This is a genomic window from Variovorax sp. WS11 (genome assembly GCF_010499245.1).
In the GTDB taxonomy this organism is placed as follows: domain Bacteria; phylum Pseudomonadota; class Gammaproteobacteria; order Burkholderiales; family Burkholderiaceae_C; genus Variovorax.
Genome location: NZ_JAAGOW010000005.1, coordinates 324,183 through 339,923, shown reverse-complemented (window position 1 = coordinate 339,923; position 15,741 = coordinate 324,183). Strand labels below are relative to the sequence as shown.

The window sequence follows — 15,741 nt, the reverse complement described above, 5'->3', positions numbered from 1 at the left end:
GTGAGAGTGCGACGATGCGGCGCGTGATGCCGCTTGAAGGGACCTTGCCGGATCAGGTCCTGCAGGACACTTTCGTCCAGCATGTGAAAGCAGTCTGCGTCTGGCAGTTCCAACTGGAAGCGCGGACGGAAACGCTCGACCAGCATCGCGACCGTATGGAGGAAGGCAATGCGCCGGATCACGGAAGCCTTTCGGGTGGTCGATGGCTCAGACAGCGGCGGTGACCAGAATCTCCACCAGCAAGTCGGGGTGTCCCAGCTTGGATTCGCCGGTGGCGCGCGCCGGGCCGGCGCCTTTGGGCAACCACGACGCGGGTGATGTCGGTCATTGGTGCGATCTCCAGGCGTCAAAAAGTGGAATCAAAGTGCGGCCAGCTCTTCGAGCGTGATCGGCTTGATGGGAGCGCGGATGCGGTAGTGGCCGACCTCGGCCGGAGAGACGCCGCGCTCATGCGCGATGACCTCGGTGACCGTGAGGCCGCAAAGGCGCCCCTGGCAGGGGCCCATGCCGCAGCGCGTGAAAGCTTTGCCCTGGCTCGGCCCCTGGCAGCCGAGCGCAACCGATCGGCGCAGTTCGCCGGCCGAGACTTCCTCGCAGCGACAGGCGATCACGTCGTCGGCCGGCACGCGATGCTGGATCTTGGGACGGTAGAGCGTGTCGAGAAAAGGCCGAATGTGCAGATGGCGACGAAGCGCCGAGCGCAGCGGCGCGGCCTGGCGGTCGCGCTCGAGCTCGGACACACGCCCGGCGTCGTGCGCCGCGGCCAGGCCGGCGAGCTGCCCTTGCAAGGCCGCTGCCAATCCGCCGGCGATCCCCCGCCCATCCCCGGCGACCAGGAAGCCGTCCAGCGCGAGACGGCCCCAGGCATCGGCCACCGGCACCCAGCACAGCTGCTGGTCGTCCCAACGGTGCGCGAGGCGCAGCGACGCCGTGATCTGGTTGTTCGGCACCACGCCCTGGTGCAGCAGCACGAGATCGGTTTGCACGCGGTGCGACGTGCCTCCCATACGAAAGCCCAGGGCCGTGGCCCGTTCGCCGCCTTCCACGGCGAGGTCGGTTGCGCCGCGGTAGCAGGGGATGCCGGCGCTCCGGATGCTGCGGATCAGGCCCAGGCCTTTGCTCACGTCGCGCCATCCGGCCAGTGCGCCGCCGAGATGGCGCAGGGCCCGCAGGTAGTCGCCGCGCTGCGTGGTGTCGACGATGGCGCCGATGCGCACACCGGCGCGCAAGTACTGCCAGGCCAGCAGGTACAGCAATGGTCCGCAGCCGGCCAGCACGACCGGCTGCGATGGCGCCACGCCGGCGCTCTTGAGAAGGATTTGCGCCGCCCCGGCCGTCATCACGCCGGGCAGCGTCCAGCCCGGAATCGGAAACGGCCGCTCCATCGCACCGGTACACAGGATGACTTGGCCGGCCGTCATGGACCGGGATCGCCCGTCCTTCAAGTAGTGAATGACGCGATCACGGGTGATGTTCCAGACAGCCGCGCCGCCCACGTGCCGCGCCCTCGATTGCGTGAAGCGCTCCACCAGCGCTCGGCCTGCGGCGTAGTCGTCCCCGAGCAGCTGCAGCCGATCGACCCCGGCCCGCGTGACGTCGCGGTAAATCTGGCCGCCCGGATGCGCCTGCTCGTCGAGCAGCGCGACCGACAGCCCCAGTTCTGCCGCGGCGGCGGCCGCTGCGAGACCCGCCGGGCCCGCCCCCACGACGGCGACATCGGCCGCGCCGTCCACCGCGCCGCTCACCGCGCCGTTCACCGCATCAAGCTGCATGGCTGTTCTCGGTGGTGTTCTCGTTGCTGCCGCCGCTGGCCGTGCGGATGGCTTCCCAGCTGCGGGCGCCTTCCTGCGAGCGGATCTTCATGCCCGGCTGGACCGGCACGAGGCAGGCCTGGCGATTGGCCACGCCGTCGATCTCCAGCAGGCATTCGAAGCAAACGCCCATCATGCAGTAGGGCGCACGTGGCGCACCCGATATGGGCGTGGAGCGAAAGCGCGACACACCGGCCGCCAGCAAGGCGGCAGCCACCGAGCGTTGGCCGAGCACCGCAAGGCGGCGACCGTCGAACTCGACGTCGATGAAGGGCTCGGTGGCGCCCGAGATCGGGCGAAAGAGCGGTTCAGTGGGCATGGTGGTGATCCAGGGGCCGTGTCGGATGGTCTGCGGCGGAAAAGCGATCGCCCTGAAAGGCGTCCAACTCCTCGGGCGCGGCTGCGCCGTCGATCCACGGGGCGATGCGAAAGGCGTGGGCCGCGGCCAGGGTCACGCCGCTGTGACACGTGACGACGTAGGCGCCTGGGCAAGATGTCGATTCCTGGTAGATCGGATAGCCGTCGGGCGTCATCACCCGCAACGCGCCCCATACCCGAACCACATTGAGCTGCCCGAGCACGGGAAAACTGGCGACGGCGCGGCGCGCGAGCTCGGCCAGGGTGCGGGTTGTCGTGCTGTCGTCGAAGCCCGCATCTTCCATGGACTCCCCGATCTGGATGCCGCCCTCGTCGGTCTGCCGGATATGGCCCGTGGGACAGTCGAAGAGCTTTTCGGTGCGCTCGGTGACGATCAATTGCCCGCGATTCGGCCGCACCGGCGCATGAAGGCCGACCTGACCGGCCAGGCGCGCATTGCCCAGCCCCGCGGCCAATACGAGCTTGGGCGCGCGAAACTGCTGGCCGCGGACGTGCGCCGTGAACAAGCCGTCTGCGTGCGTGATGCGCTCCACCCCGTGGCCTGTCTTCAGCATCACGCCTCGCTGGATGCACGCGGTGTGCAGGGCGCGCAGCAGCTTGAGCGGATTGACATGTCCGTCCATCGGCGAGTAGCTGGCGCCGATCACCTTCGGTCCGATGTGGGGCAATCGCTGCAGCAGGGCCGCGCGGTCCAGGATCTCGAACGGGTAGTCGCCGCCCACCTCGTCGCGCACCGCGGCAAGCCGCTCGCTGCGCGCCTCGAGTTCGGCCTCGGAAAAGCACAGGTTGAAGGCGCCGTTCTGCCTGGCCTGGACATCGATGCCGGTTTCGCCTTGAAGTCGCGCTGCCAGCGTGGGCCACTGCCGGGCAGACTCCCGGGTCCAGCGGGCATAGTGGGGAACGCCGCGGCCCTTGCCGTGGACCCAGATCAAGCCGAAGTTCCCGCGCGAGGCGCGAAACGCATCGTCGCCTTCGTCCAGGACCGTGACCTTCTTGCCGAGCTGGCCCAGCCCATAGGCCACTGCCGTGCCGACCAAGCCGCCGCCAATCACGATCACATCGCTCGAAAACATGGATGCCTTTGGTGCCGGTTTATCGCGTTGCTGCGCGGCTATCCAGATCAGCCGTTCAAGCGGGTAGCTGGGTGGGGGTTCGGCGCGTCGCAGGCGCGGCCTAGAAATCAGCGACCTTGCCCCATGCCGAGCCGCTGAATCGCTCCGGCCGGTACGGTATGGGATCCACGATCGGTTCGGCACCGGTGGCAAGGTCCGCGATCAGGTGGCCAGCCCCAGGGCCGATTCCGAAGCCGTGTCCGGAAAAGCCCGCAGCCAGGATGAAGCCCGGTATGGACGGCACTTCGCCGATGCCGGGAACACCGTCCGGCGTGCTGTCGACGAAGCCGGCCCAGGCGTGCGTGATCTTGGCGTCGCGAAGCTGGGGCAGCAGGTCGACGGCGCGGCGGTGGGTCTCCCTGATCGTGGACAAACAGGGCTTCGGATCGAGGATGCGCACCCGCTCCATCGGCGTCGGCGCATCGAGCCGCCACCGCTTCAGCGTTTCGTGGCCACCACGCATGCCTTGCAGGCCTCCCGGCAGAAGGTTGCGCCAGCGCTTGGCGAACATGGGCAAGAACTGCGGGGCGAATCGCATGAACTGCGGCGTCACGTCCACGCGTGCGCGGCCGCTGATGGCCAAGGCGTAGCGTCCGTCGTTGCGGCGCGTGGCGGACACGCCTCCGCCAAACACCACGGCATCCGGCAAGCGATGCTCCACAGGCGCCACGCTTAGGATGGATTGGCGTATCGAGGCCTGGGGAAAACGGATGCCGAGCTGGCGGCAGAACGAGGAGGCCCAGGCGCCACCTGCGAGCACGGCCGTCCTGGTCTTGATGACCCCGGCTTCCGTGATGACGCCGCTGACCCGTCCGCCTTCCGTCTCGATGCCGCGGGCCGCGCAATTCTGGTGAACGCTGCCCCCCAGCTTGATGAGCGCAGTTGCCACGGCCGGCGCTGCCTTGCCAGGATCGGCGGTGCCATCGCTGGGCGAGTAGACCCCGCCTTTCCAGGCGCGACCGGTCGCCTGCCCGCGCTGGGCGGCTTCTCGGCTGCTCAGCACGTGGGTCGTCACGCCGGCGGTCTTGGCAAAGTCGCGCCAGCTGGCCCAGCGGGACAGCTCGGCGTCGTCGTTGCTGAGGTACAGCAGCCCGCAGCGATGGAACCCCGTGTCTTCACCGCTTTCGGCGCCGAATTGCTCCCAGAGATCGAGGCTCTGGGTCGCCATGGGCAGTTCGCGGGCGTCGCGGTTCTGCTGGCGGCACCAGCCCCAGTTGCGGCTCGACTGCTCGGCGCCGATCCGGCCCTTTTCAACCAAGGCGACCGAAAGGCCGCGCTTGGCCAGGTAGTAGGCGCTAAAGACACCGATGATGCCGCCGCCGATCACGACGACGTCAGCGGAGGCCGGTGGCGTGGGGGAAGTGTTGATATGGTGCAGTGGAGGGGACATGATGAATCTCGCCCTGGAAGCCAAGAATGGCCTTGGTTTCCAGATATTCCTCGAGGCCTTCGATTCCGTATTCGCGGCCATTTCCCGACCGCTTGTAGCCGCCAAAGGGGGCATGGGGGTTCCAGGCCGGATAGTTGATGTGCACCTGCCCGGAGCGGATGCGCGCCGCGACGGCGCGCGCCGCGCCGAGGTCCTTGCCTTGCACATGGGCGCCCAGGCCGTAGACGGTGTCGTTGGCGATCTCCACGGCCTCGTCCACGCTGTCATAGGGAATGATCGCGAGCACCGGCCCGAAGATCTCTTCCTGCGCGATCTGCATTTGAGGATGCACCGCGGTGAAGATGGTCGGGCGGCAGTAGAAGCCGCGGCTTAAAGCCTCCGGCCTTACTTTCCGCAGGTCGGGAGACGCATTTGCGCGTAATTTCCTGACTGCGAAGGACGGGTCTAGAACGTGCCGGGCGGGACGCCAAGGAGGGCGAGCACTTGGCGCTGCAACTGTGTGAGCTTGAGGTCGAAGACCTGGACGGGGTGTCCGTGCTGAAGCAGATGGTGGCGCTCGGCGAGGCTGAACAGCCGTAGCACCTGCTCGGTGGTGGGGTGCGCGCACTGGCGTTGCTCGGGATAGATGGGGAGTTCTTCGATGCCCTCGCGCGCCATGGCCTGGCGCAGCTCGCGCTCGATGAGGGCTTGAACCAACAGCGCGATGGCGTATAGCGTGAACAGCGCTTCGATGCGCCCCTCGTTCTTGAGGAAGACCGGGGCGATTTCGTGCACGGTCTTGACCTGCTCGAAGCGCTTCTCGATCATGGGCTGGCCCTTGTGGGCCTCAAGGACCTGGGCGGCGGTGAGCGTGCGGTCGTTGGTCATCAACGGATAGCAGCCATCACTCCTGCGGTCGTAGGTGATGGCGTCCTCGTCAATGACCCACTGCACGTCAAAGCGCCGCTTGGTGATCTTGCGGTAGGCGGTGTCGGGGCCGGGGCGACCGCGGCGCGCTTGCTTGAATACATGCTCCTCGCGCACGACGCGGCGCACCTTGAGGTAGCGGCCCACGTGGTGCTGCTCCAGGAGGAGCTTGATCTGCAGGTCGATCTCCGGGGCGCCGCGCAGTCGGGTCTTGGAGGAGGCCAGGCGCCGGCGCAGATCCTCGAACTGCTCGATGGCCGCAGCGATGTTGCGCAGGCGCCGGGCGTGCTGGCGCAGCGTCAGCAGCGTGCTCCAGACCCAGACGATGGACCAGGCCTCCATGGAGGGCAGAGGGGCGCGGTGCACGTACCAGCAGTCGCGCGGCCCGTCGCCGTAACGCGGGTTGGGCCGGTCCCAGACCAGGGTCCATTCGGGCGTGTGGGTCTGGATCCATTCGCGGAACTGCGCATCCTCCAGCCGGTTGCGCGGCATGACGGTGACGAAGCGGCCGCCCGCGCGGTCGATGTGATCCATGTTCTCGCGGGAACAAAGTTTTGAGTCCGCGCAATACAAGAAGTCGCTGCTGCCGGCAATGGCGCGTAGCGTGTTCCAAGTCTCGATGTGGGTGACTGAGTCGCTGGTGTTGCCGTCGGTGCAGCGAAACGCCACGGGGACGTTGCCATCGGCGCTCATGGTGAGGATGAACAGCAGCTGCTTGAGATCGGGGCGGTGCGCTTTGGACCTCCCGTACGTGATCGCCGGGGCGGTTCGCCCCCGGATCTGGCGCCCGCCCGCGCCGCGATAGCTGCCACAGAAGCTGATCGTCGTGGAGTCGTTGTGGAACTCCTCGAAACGCACACCGAAGCGCTGCCCGACGGCCAGGACGAGTTCGGTGAGCAACGCGGTGCGGTCGGCATCGAACAGGTGGTCCAGGGCCCGTCCGAGGCGGTCGTCGCTCAGGTGCCCCATCTCCCGGGCGCTGATGCCGAACATGCCGTCGGCGAAGCCGTGCACCGTCTCCTGCTGACGGTAGATGGGCTCACGCTCGACGATGATGGAGCGCAGCAGCACGCCCAGCGCGCTGGCGTGACTGACGGCGCAACGCCGGTCCGAGGCCACGAAGCGCGACAGCGTCTCGGTCAGCCCGATGCGCTCGATGAAGTGGTTGATCAGGGGCAGCGGGCCCAGGCGCTCGGTGTGAAGAGTGAAGCCTGCCTCCTCCATGGTGGAAGTGGGGGCTTGCGAGCGCGGCATGCTGGCGATATTATTATCGCCAGCAACACACCCGTCAAGAGCCTATGCCGAGTTCAGTCGCCCAACGCATTGAGCAAACCCGCGAGAAGATCGGGCGCATCCGAGCCGCGCTCACCGAGATCGAATACCTGTGCTCCGGCACGCTGCACAAGCGCACGAAGGTGTGCGGCAGGCCGAGTTGCCGCTGCGCCCAGGACCCCTCGGCGCGGCACGGTCCGTACTACGAATGGGGCCACCTCAGGGACGGCAAGCTTGTGCACCGCGTGGTCACGCCCGAGCAGGCCAGTTTGCTGCAGCAGGCCATAGACAACCAACGCCACGCCAAGAAGCTCATGCGGGCGTGGGAGGAGCAGACCGAGCGCCTCATCGACCTGGAAGCACCGCGCCAACCCTGATCTTCCCGGGCGTCAGGAAATTACGCGCAAATGCGTCTGCCGACCTGCGGAAAGTAAGTCCGGCCGGCCGGGGCCGCCACAAATGAGCCGCGCGCCTTCGGTGATTCCGATGCCGATCATTTCCTGCACCCGATTGAACTGCGCGCGATTCGCCACCGGGCCATGCGTGGTCTGCTGCGAACGCGGATCGCCCACGACGATGCTGGATGCCGCTTCGAGCGCGATCCGTTCGACCTCCTGGAGGTGTTCGCGGGGCACGATCATGCGAGTCGGAGCGCTGCAGGATTGGCCGACATTGCGAAAGGCGGCCGCCACGCCTGCCGGTACGGCACGAGAGAGGTCCGCGTCCGGCAAGATGAGGTTGGGCGACTTACCGCCGAGTTCCTGGGCCACGCGCTTCACCGTCGGGGCCGCCGCCTGGGCAACCAGGACGCCGGCCCTCGTCGAACCGGTGATCGAGATCATGTCGACGTCCGGATGCTCCGCCAAGGCAGCGCCGACCTCGGGCCCACTGCCGTTCACCAGGTTGAAGACACCCGGCGGGATGCCTGCGTCTTGCGCCACCTCGGCGAAGAGCAAGGCGCTCAGGGGCGACAGCTCGCTGGGCTTCAAGACAACCGTGCATCCCGCTGCCAGGGCGGGGCCGACCTTGGCGGTGATCTGGTAGAGCGGCCAGTTCCATGGTGTGATCAGGCCGCACACGCCGATGGCCTCGCGCAGGATGGCCATGTCCCCCCGATGGGTGAGGAACGGATAGCTGGCCAGATTGTCCCGGGCCACGCGGATGTGCTGTGCCGCAGACGGCACCTGCGTGCTGCGCGCAACGCCGATGGCAGAGCCCATCTCTTGTGAGATCGCCTGGGCGAAAAGTTCTGCGCGCTCGAGGATCAGGGTGTGGACGCGGTCGAGAAGCAAGGCCCTGCTCTGGACGGAACTCACGGACCAGGTGGCGAAGGCGCGGCGCGCTGCGGCCACCGCCGCATCGACGTCTTGCGCAGTTCCCAGCGCGATCTCCGCGACCGGCTCTTCGGTCGACGGGTCGATGACACAGGCGCGAGCTTGCCCCTGGGGCACGACCCACTCGCCGTCGATGAACGCGCGATCCAGGCGGCCAGCGCTCCTGAGGTGCTCGATGATGGAGGAGTTCATGGAGTCGGACTTTCGGAAATGACGTCCAAAAGTTTAGGCTGCGTGCCCCTCGCGCCGGTGCTTCAATGAGGCTCTTGCACAAAGCAGGCTGCGGTTGTGCGAGTCGCTACAGCAGATCCTGCTGCCGAAGCGAACCCCCCTAAGCGACCAGAGCCGCCGAGCTACTGAACAGCAGCGAAGTTCCCATCCTTCACTTGCAGCAACACACCGCCATAGCTGGGATTGCGCCCCGCATCCACGCTCCACGTCCCGTTGCCCAGCACCATCGGCACCTTGCTCAGCTTCGCCAGCTCGTCGCGGATCTTCGTGCGGTCCGGCTCGGGCCCCGCGTTCTTCACCGCTTGCACCGCCACCTGGCCGAGCGCGTAGCCCATGCCCGCCCAGTTGTCGGGCACCGACTTGTACTTGGCCTGGTAGGCCTTGACGAAAGCCTGGTTCATCGGCGCCGGGCTGTTCGGCGAGTAGTCGGAAACGACGTAGGTGCCTTCCACCGCCTTGCCGCCGGCCTTGATGAAGCCGAGCGAACCCAGCGTGGACGGGCCGATGAACTTGACCTTCGAATCCAGGCCCGCCTGGCGGATCTGCAGGATCAGGTTGGCCGTCACCTCGGCCGGCGCCGCGATGAAGATCGCATCGGCCGGCGTGGTGGCGACCTTGGTGGCCAGCGCCAGGAAGTTGGATTCGGAGGAGACGAACTTCTCGTCGGCCACCACCGTCGTGCCTGCCTTGGCCAGGTAGTCGGCCAGCGCGTTCTTCTGGCCGACATAGCCGTCGTTGCTCTGGTCGTGCAGCAGGATGATTCGCTTGACGGCCAGCTTCTCCACTGCCAGCTTGCCGAGGAAGCCCATGATGTCCCCCGGCGTCGCCTGGATCTTGAAGGCCCAGGGGCCCGTCGCCAGGATGCCGGGCGAACTGCCGATGGCCAGGATCGGCACCTTCAGGTCGTTGGCCACGGGCGCACCGGCCAGCGCCTCGCCGCTGATGGTGGGGCCGAGGATCAGCATCACGTTGTCGCGCTTCACGAACTGGTTGACCAGGTTGATGGTCTGGCCCTTGTCGCCGGCCGTGTCGCCTTCGAACACCTTGAACTTGTTGCCGCCCGGCAGGCCCTGCGTGTTGGCTTCTTCCAGGGCCAGCTTCATCCCATTCTGGATCGGCACCCCGCCGAAGGCGTAGGTACCGGTCATCGCGTTGAAGACGCCGACGGGGATGTCCTTGCCTTGCCCGAAGGCAAGCCCGCCGAAGGCGAGGAGGATGGCGCCGGCGATCGCGGCTCTGCGGTGCGTGTGCATGGTGGTCTCCTTTTGTGTGCGTGCGTGTGAAGGCTCTAGACGACGAGCGTCAGCGGCAGCACGTCCAGCGTGCGCAGCGTGTTCACCGGCCGCCAGCGGGCAGCGCCCGCCGGCTCGATGCGCCGGATGCGGCGGATCAGCGCGCCGAGGATGCACTCCGCCTCCAGCCGCGCGATCATCTGCCCGATGCAGACATGCGCGCCCTGGCCGAAGGCGCGGTGAACGCCCGTGGTCTGGCGGGTGACGTCGTAGCGGTCGGGCTCGCTCCACTGGCGCGGATCGCGGTTGGCCGCGCCCATGTGGTAGCCCACCTTGGTGTCGGCCTTCAGCCGCACGCCGCCGAGTTCCACCTCGCCGGTCGTGGTGCGGAACATCACCTGGGCCGGCGACTCCATGCGCAGCGCCTCCTCGAACGCGCCCTTCACCAGCGACGGGTTGGCTTTCACCAGCGCCAGCTGCTCCGGGTGCTCGGACAGCAGCTTGAGCGTCGAGCCGATGCCCGCGATGGTCGTGTCCACGCCGGCGCGGAAGAAGGTGCGCACATGGAAGGGTGCGGTCCCCTTGTCGAAATCGCCCGCGTCCTCGGCCTGGTAGATCTTCTCGCCGAAGCCGCCCGGCAGCATGTACTCGCGCTGCAGCACCTGCTGGTACCAGTCCATGATCGGCCCGGCGCGCTCGAGCGTGCGGGCCACGCGCTCGTTGTTGGGCCCGATCTGGTTGAAGTTGAGCTCGCCCGTGAGCTTGATGCGCTCGGGCGGGACGTCGACGCCCAGCACCGAGGGGAACACGTCCAGCACGAAGGCCTCGGCGATATCGGCCACGCCATCGATGCTGCCCCGCGCCACGACCTGGTCGGCGACCTCCTCGGCACGCTGCGCGAACTTCTCCTTCCAGGTCTTGATGACCAGCGGCGACAGAATCTTCTGCAGTGCCGCGCGCACCCGCGTGTGCTCCGGCGGGTCGAGCTCCGCGATCGGGCTGCGGGTGCGCCAGGCGCCCGGCTTGCGGATGTCGCTCATGCCGACGCCGCCTTCGGTGGTGAAGCGCGCGTAGTCGCTGGCGACGATGCCTGCCTCGTCGTGGCGGCCGACCGCGTAGTAGCCGTGCGGCGCGATGAAGACCGCGGGGCCGAGCTCGCGCATGCGCTCGAAGAAGGGGTAGGGGTCGGCGATGTTCTCGTCGGAGAACGGGTCTTCGTCGAGGACCGGCGCTTCAGGGGCAAGGACAGCGCTCATGGCCTTCACTCCTCGCCCGGCAGCACGCGAACCTGCATGTCGCTGATGCGCCAGCCCACCTCGGTCCGGCGGAAGCGCACGTCGTACTTGCCGAACATCGCGATCTTGCCGGGGCCGTCGCGCCAGTCGGTGATCAGCGCCCGCGCGTGGCCCATGGCGTCGTCGGCGCCGGCGCCGGGCACCACGTAGAAGTCGGTCATCTGATGGTGCATGCGCTGCCTGAACTTCTTCTTCATCACCTCGTCCATCAGCGCCAAGAGCTTGTCGCGGCCGCGGATGGTTTCCGCGGGCAGGCCGCTGCCGCCGTGCGCGGCCGGCGGCGAATTGGCGCGCGTCCAGCTGGCATCCTCGGTGAACAGCTGGACGAAGTTCGGGTCGCCGGCATCGGCCAGGTGGCCGTAGCGGGCGAAGACGGATCGGATCTCGAGCTCGTCCTCGACGGGCAGGTGGGGAAAGCGCATCACGGTGATTCCTCCAGGGGAAGGGCCAGTGTCCCCACCTGCGCCGGCAGCGTCTGTCCCCACCGCAGGGGACCGGATTTCACCGCCGGTCGCGCTCCGTGCAAACCCCGTCCCACCCCGAGGGGACATACACCCGGCGAGCGCATTCCTATGCTCGCCCCATGCTGATGCAACAACTCCTCAACGGCGTGGTCGTGGGCAGTGTCTACGCCCTGTTCGCGCTCGGATTCACGCTGCTCTTCGGCGTGAACCACATCATGAACATGGCCCACGGCTCGGTGTTCATGTGGGGCGCCTTCGCGGGCTTGTATGCCGTCACCATGCTCGATGCGCCGATCTACGTGGCGCTGCTGCTGGCCATGGTGGCCGGCGGGCTGGTGTCGGTGGCGCTCGACGTGTTCGCCTTCCGGCCGCTGCGGCGCCGCAATGCGCCGGAGTTTTCCGCCATCGTTTCCTCTATCGGCGCCGACCTGGTGTTGCTCGCGATTGCGCAGAAGGTCTCCAACACCGCGGTCATGCGCTTCCCCTTCGACGCCTTCCCGGTGGTCGTCTACACCGTCGGCGGCCTGCGCATCCAGCTGCTGCAGCTGGTGATCGTCGGGCTGGTGGTGGCGATGGTGTTCGGCCTGGTCTGGTACCTGTACCGCACCAGCTTCGGCCAGCGCATCCGCTGCGTGGCCTACTCGGAGCAGACCTCACGGCTGCTGGGCATCAACCCCGGGCCGGTCAACATGCAGGTGTTCCTGATCTCCGGCGCGCTGGCCGGCATGGCGGGGGTGCTGATCGGGCTGGTCTTCAACTCGGTGCACTTCGCCATGGGCGAGCCGCTGCTGCTGCGCGCCTTCGTGATCATCATCCTGGGCGGGCTCGGCAGCATCCCCGGCGCGCTGATCGCGGGGCTGGCCATCGGCATCGTGCAGACCCTCGCCGTCGCCTACGTGTCCTCGGGCGTCGCCGAAGCCATCGTGTTCACCGCCCTGTTCATCGTGATCCTGGTGAAGCCCACCGGCCTGTTCGGCCAGTCCACCGCGGCGATGCGGATCCAACGCGCATGATCAACTTCTTCTACACCTACCAGTCGCTGTTCGACCACATCCTGGTCTACGCGCTGCTGGCGATGAGCCAGTACGTGGTGCTGCGCGCCGGCGTGTTCTCGCTGGGCACCGCGGGCTTCGCCGCGCTGGGCGCCTACGGCTGTGCGCTGCTGATCACCAAGGCCGGCTGGCCGCCGTTCGCGGCCATCGTCGCCGGCACGGTGCTGGGCACGCTGGCCAGTGCGGTGCTGGCGATCCCGCTGTCGCGCCTGCGCGGCGTGTTCCAGGCCGTGGCCACGCTGGCGCTGGTGCAGATCGTGCTGTCGGCGACGCAGAACTGGGCCAGCGTCACCAACGGCGCGCTCGGCGTCAACGGCATTCCGAAGGTGGCGGGCACCGGCGTGCTGCTGGCGGTCGTGGCCGTGGTGGTGCTGATGCTGTCGGCGATGGGCCGCTACAGCGTGGGCCGGGCCATGGACGTGATCCGCGAGGACGAGACGGTGGCGGTGTCGCTGGGCATCTCGGTGCCCTACTACCACCGCATCGCGTTCATCCTGTCCGGGCTGCTGGCCGGGCTGGGCGGTGCGCTTCAGGCGACCAGCAGCTACGCCATCACGCCGGGGGAGTTCGGCTTCGGCATGCTGGTGGCGACGCTGGCGATGGTCGTGCTGGGCGGGCGCACCTCGGTGTGGGGCGCGCTGGTGGGCGCCGCCATCCTGACCTCGCTGCCCGAGCTGTTCCGCGTGTTCGCCGACTATCGCAACGTGGTGCAGGGCATCCTGCTGATGCTGGTGATCGTCTACCTGCCGCGCGGCGTGGCCGACACCGCGATCGCGATCTTGCGCGATCGCCGGCTGCGCCGCAGCACGGGCCGCGCCTCGCCGGCGAGCGTGGTCTCCAGCGCCGGCAGCGACGGTGGCCCGGCCGTCAAGTCCTCGATCGAAGCAGGAGCGCCCACATGACCGCAACCCTGGTCCTCCAGGACGTGGCCCGCCATTTCGGCGGCGTCCCGGCCGTCGACGGCGTGAGCCTGCAGGTTCCTGCCGGCCAGATCACCGGCCTGATCGGCCCCAACGGCGCGGGCAAGACTACCGTCGTCAACCTCATCACCGGCCTGCTGCACCTGAGTGCGGGCAAGGTGCTGCTGGACGGCCAGGACGTGTCGCGCGAGGAGGCGCCCGCGCTGGCACGCGCCGGCGTGGCCCGCACCTTCCAGAACATCCGGCTGGTGCCCGATGCGACCGTGCTCGAGAACGTGGTCGCCGGCTTCCACCGGCACGAGAAGGCAGGCCTCTGGGCCAACCTGCTGGGACTGCAGCGTGCGCGCGACGAGGCGAGGGCGATGAACGAGCGCGCCATGGCGCTGCTGGAGCGCTTCGGCATGACCGCGCTAGCCCAGCACCGCGCCGGCGGGCTTTCCTACGGCCACCAACGGCGCATCGAGATGATGCGCGCGCTGGCCACCGACCCCAGGCTGCTGCTGCTCGACGAGCCGGTGGCCGGCATGAACGACGCCGAAGCCGAAAGCCTGGCGGGCATCTTCCGCAGCGTGGCGGCCAGCGGGGTCGCCGTGCTGCTGATCGAGCACAACATGCGCTTCGTGATGTCGCTGTGCTCGCAGCTCTACGTGCTGGCCTCGGGCCGCCTGATTGCCGAGGGCCTGCCGGAAGCGGTGGGCCGCGACCCGAAGGTCGTCGAAGCCTACCTGGGAGCCTGAGCCATGCTGGAGATCCGCCATCTCGACGTGCACTACCGCGGCATCCAGGCGCTGCGCGGCGTGGACCTGAGCGTGAAGAAGGGAGAGATCTTCGCGCTCATCGGGCCCAACGGCGCAGGCAAGTCGAGCCTGGTCAATGCGCTGTCGGGCATCGTGCCCTCCGTCGGCGAGATCCGGTTCGAGGGAGAGCTCCTCGGCCGCCGCAGCGCCCATCTGCGCTCGCGCGAAGGGATCATCCAGGTGCCCGAGGGACGCCGAGTGATCGCACCGCTGACGGTGGCCGAGAACCTCGAGCTGGGCCGGCAGGCGGCGGGCGTGCGCGGCTGCGACGCGGCCGACCTCGATCGCGTCCACGTGCTGTTCCCGGTGCTGAAGGACCGGCGCAACCAGTTGTCCGGCTCGCTCTCCGGCGGCCAGCAGCAGATGCTGGCGATCGGCCGCGCGCTCATGGGCCGCCCCAAGCTGCTGATGCTGGACGAGCCCAGCCTCGGCCTGGCGCCGGTGATCGTGAAGGACGTGTTCCGCGCGCTGGTGCAGCTCAACCGCGAGGGCATGACGATCCTGCTGGTCGAGCAGAACGCCCGCCTGGCGCTGCAAACGGCGCATTGCGCCGCGGTGCTGGAGCAGGGCCGCGTCGTTCACCAGGGCAGCGCGGCCGACCTGGCGCACGACCCGGTGATCGCGGACCACTACTTCGGCCGCGCAGGCCTGATCGCTTGAAGGGTGCGGGCCGGCGGCCCGTGCCGACTGATCCTTTCATCTGGAGATTCCATGGTTGATTTCGGCATGCGTGGACAGGTTCTCTATGTCACGGGCGGCGGCTCCGGCATCGGCCGGGCGATCGCGCTGATGGCGGCGGGCGGCGGCATGAAGGTGGCGATTGCCGATGCGGTCGGCGAGCGCGCCGAGCAGGTCGCCGGCGAGGTGCGGGCCTTGGGCACCGAGGCGCTGGCCGTCGCGCTGGACGTGCGCGACGCAGCCGGCTGCGCCGCGGCCGCCGAGACGATCGAAGCCAGGCTGGGGCCCATCGACGGCATGGTGGCCTGCGCCGGCGTGTCCTCGCCGATGCGTGCCGAGGCGATGAGCGACGAAGCGTGGACGCGCTGCATCGACGTCAACCTCACGGGCAGCTTCCGCTCGGTGCAGCCGGTGGGCCGGCGCATGGTCGCGCGGCGGCGTGGCGCGATCGTCACCGTGGCCTCCATCGACGGCCTGGGCGGCCACGCCGGGCGCAGCCACTACAGCGCGTCCAAGCACGGCGTGATCGGGCTGACGCGCGCCATGGCCATCGAGTGGGGGCGGCACGGCGTGCGCGTCAACGCGCTCGCGCCGGGCGTGGTGGACACGCCGCTGGTGCGCACCAACCTGCCGCCGGACCACGTGGAGCACGCCATGGTGGACCGCAACCCGATGGCGCGCCTGTCCACCTCCGACGAACAGGCCGCGCCTGCGCTGTTCCTGCTGTCGGCCGCGGCCTCGTACATCAACGGCACCGTGCTGACCGTCGACGGCGGCAGCAGCGCCGGCTTCTTCACGCGCTGGAACGGCAATGATCTTGGCTCGCGTGCGCTGCAGGAGGCCGGCGTGTACGGGCCGCCCCCCTGAGC

General features: G+C 68.3%; 15 protein-coding genes and 3 pseudogenes. 7 read left to right on the top strand and 11 right to left on the bottom strand.

Going from position 1 to position 15,741, the window contains the following annotated elements:
- Positions 1-23: 23 nt before the first annotated feature.
- Positions 24-224 carry a hypothetical protein gene (locus tag GXN78_RS41730; RefSeq protein WP_219910108.1) on the top strand — a complete coding sequence of 67 codons (201 nt, stop codon included), beginning with the start codon at positions 24-26 and terminating at the stop codon, positions 222-224.
- Here GXN78_RS41730 and GXN78_RS41725 read toward each other — a convergent pair.
- The 7 genes and pseudogenes from GXN78_RS41725 to GXN78_RS36085 form a co-directional block, all read right to left on the bottom strand.
- Positions 208-306, bottom strand: a pseudogene (locus GXN78_RS41725) (RidA family protein); the annotation flags it as partial. The gene GXN78_RS41730 and the pseudogene GXN78_RS41725 sit on opposite strands and share 17 nt — an antisense overlap.
- Before the next feature lie 53 nt (positions 307-359).
- Positions 360-1,772 (bottom strand): NAD(P)/FAD-dependent oxidoreductase, encoded by a 1,413-nt coding sequence (locus GXN78_RS36110; RefSeq protein ID WP_106559870.1) that lies wholly within the window; start codon positions 1,770-1,772, stop codon positions 360-362.
- Positions 1,762-2,130 carry a (2Fe-2S)-binding protein gene (locus tag GXN78_RS36105; RefSeq protein ID WP_106559869.1) on the bottom strand — a complete coding sequence of 123 codons (369 nt, stop codon included), beginning with the start codon at positions 2,128-2,130 and terminating at the stop codon, positions 1,762-1,764. Before GXN78_RS36105 ends, GXN78_RS36110 begins: the two co-directional genes overlap by 11 nt.
- The gene (locus GXN78_RS36100) at positions 2,120-3,262 is read right to left on the bottom strand and encodes an FAD-dependent oxidoreductase (protein ID WP_106559868.1); all 1,143 of its coding nucleotides are present in this window, start codon (positions 3,260-3,262) and stop codon (positions 2,120-2,122) included. Before GXN78_RS36100 ends, GXN78_RS36105 begins: the two co-directional genes overlap by 11 nt.
- Before the next feature lie 100 nt (positions 3,263-3,362).
- A complete protein-coding gene (locus GXN78_RS36095) occupies positions 3,363-4,691 on the bottom strand; it encodes an FAD-binding oxidoreductase (RefSeq protein WP_106559867.1) in 1,329 nt (442 codons plus the stop codon).
- Positions 4,636-5,076 (bottom strand): annotated as a pseudogene (locus GXN78_RS36090) (aldehyde dehydrogenase family protein); the annotation flags it as partial. The pseudogene GXN78_RS36090 and the gene GXN78_RS36095, both read right to left, overlap by 56 nt.
- 59 nt (positions 5,077-5,135) lie before the next feature.
- The gene (locus tag GXN78_RS36085; protein ID WP_106561496.1) at positions 5,136-6,851 is read right to left on the bottom strand and encodes an IS1634 family transposase; all 1,716 of its coding nucleotides are present in this window, start codon (positions 6,849-6,851) and stop codon (positions 5,136-5,138) included.
- Positions 6,852-6,895: 44 nt separating this feature from the next.
- Here GXN78_RS36085 and GXN78_RS36080 point away from each other — a divergent pair, with 44 nt between their 5' ends.
- Positions 6,896-7,246 carry a DUF6788 family protein gene (locus tag GXN78_RS36080; protein ID WP_106561495.1) on the top strand — a complete coding sequence of 117 codons (351 nt, stop codon included), beginning with the start codon at positions 6,896-6,898 and terminating at the stop codon, positions 7,244-7,246.
- A gap of 51 nt (positions 7,247-7,297) precedes the next feature.
- Here the strand turns inward: GXN78_RS36080 and GXN78_RS36075 are convergent.
- From GXN78_RS36075 to GXN78_RS36060, 4 genes and pseudogenes are all read right to left on the bottom strand, one after another.
- Positions 7,298-8,395 (bottom strand): annotated as a pseudogene (locus tag GXN78_RS36075) (aldehyde dehydrogenase family protein); the annotation flags it as partial.
- 161 nt (positions 8,396-8,556) lie between these two features.
- Entirely contained in the window at positions 8,557-9,687 is a 1,131-nt protein-coding gene (locus tag GXN78_RS36070) for an ABC transporter substrate-binding protein (protein WP_106560697.1), read from the bottom strand.
- A gap of 35 nt (positions 9,688-9,722) precedes the next feature.
- Positions 9,723-10,922, bottom strand: coding sequence for a cytochrome P450 (locus tag GXN78_RS36065; protein WP_106560698.1), 1,200 nt, complete (start codon positions 10,920-10,922; stop codon positions 9,723-9,725).
- Between the two features lie 5 nt (positions 10,923-10,927).
- The gene (locus tag GXN78_RS36060; RefSeq protein ID WP_164256255.1) at positions 10,928-11,383 is read right to left on the bottom strand and encodes a nuclear transport factor 2 family protein; all 456 of its coding nucleotides are present in this window, start codon (positions 11,381-11,383) and stop codon (positions 10,928-10,930) included.
- A 161-nt stretch (positions 11,384-11,544) separates the two neighbouring features.
- Between GXN78_RS36060 and GXN78_RS36055 the strand changes: the two genes are divergently transcribed.
- The 5 genes from GXN78_RS36055 to GXN78_RS36035 are packed head-to-tail and all read left to right on the top strand — an operon-like array spanning position 11,545 to position 15,739.
- On the top strand, positions 11,545-12,438 hold the full coding sequence (locus GXN78_RS36055) for a branched-chain amino acid ABC transporter permease (RefSeq protein WP_106560700.1): 894 nt from the start codon (positions 11,545-11,547) through the stop codon (positions 12,436-12,438).
- The gene (locus GXN78_RS36050) at positions 12,435-13,379 is read left to right on the top strand and encodes a branched-chain amino acid ABC transporter permease (protein WP_106560701.1); all 945 of its coding nucleotides are present in this window, start codon (positions 12,435-12,437) and stop codon (positions 13,377-13,379) included. The genes GXN78_RS36055 and GXN78_RS36050 overlap by 4 nt, the downstream gene beginning before the upstream one ends.
- Positions 13,376-14,134, top strand: a complete 759-nt coding sequence (locus tag GXN78_RS36045) for an ABC transporter ATP-binding protein (RefSeq protein ID WP_106560702.1) — start codon at positions 13,376-13,378, stop codon at positions 14,132-14,134. Before GXN78_RS36050 ends, GXN78_RS36045 begins: the two co-directional genes overlap by 4 nt.
- A gap of 3 nt (positions 14,135-14,137) precedes the next feature.
- Positions 14,138-14,854 (top strand): ABC transporter ATP-binding protein, encoded by a 717-nt coding sequence (locus GXN78_RS36040; protein ID WP_106560703.1) that lies wholly within the window; start codon positions 14,138-14,140, stop codon positions 14,852-14,854.
- Positions 14,855-14,905: 51 nt separating this feature from the next.
- Positions 14,906-15,739: an SDR family NAD(P)-dependent oxidoreductase gene (locus tag GXN78_RS36035; protein ID WP_106560704.1), complete on the top strand. Its 834-nt coding sequence runs from the start codon at positions 14,906-14,908 to the stop codon at positions 15,737-15,739.
- Positions 15,740-15,741: the final 2 nt, after the last annotated feature.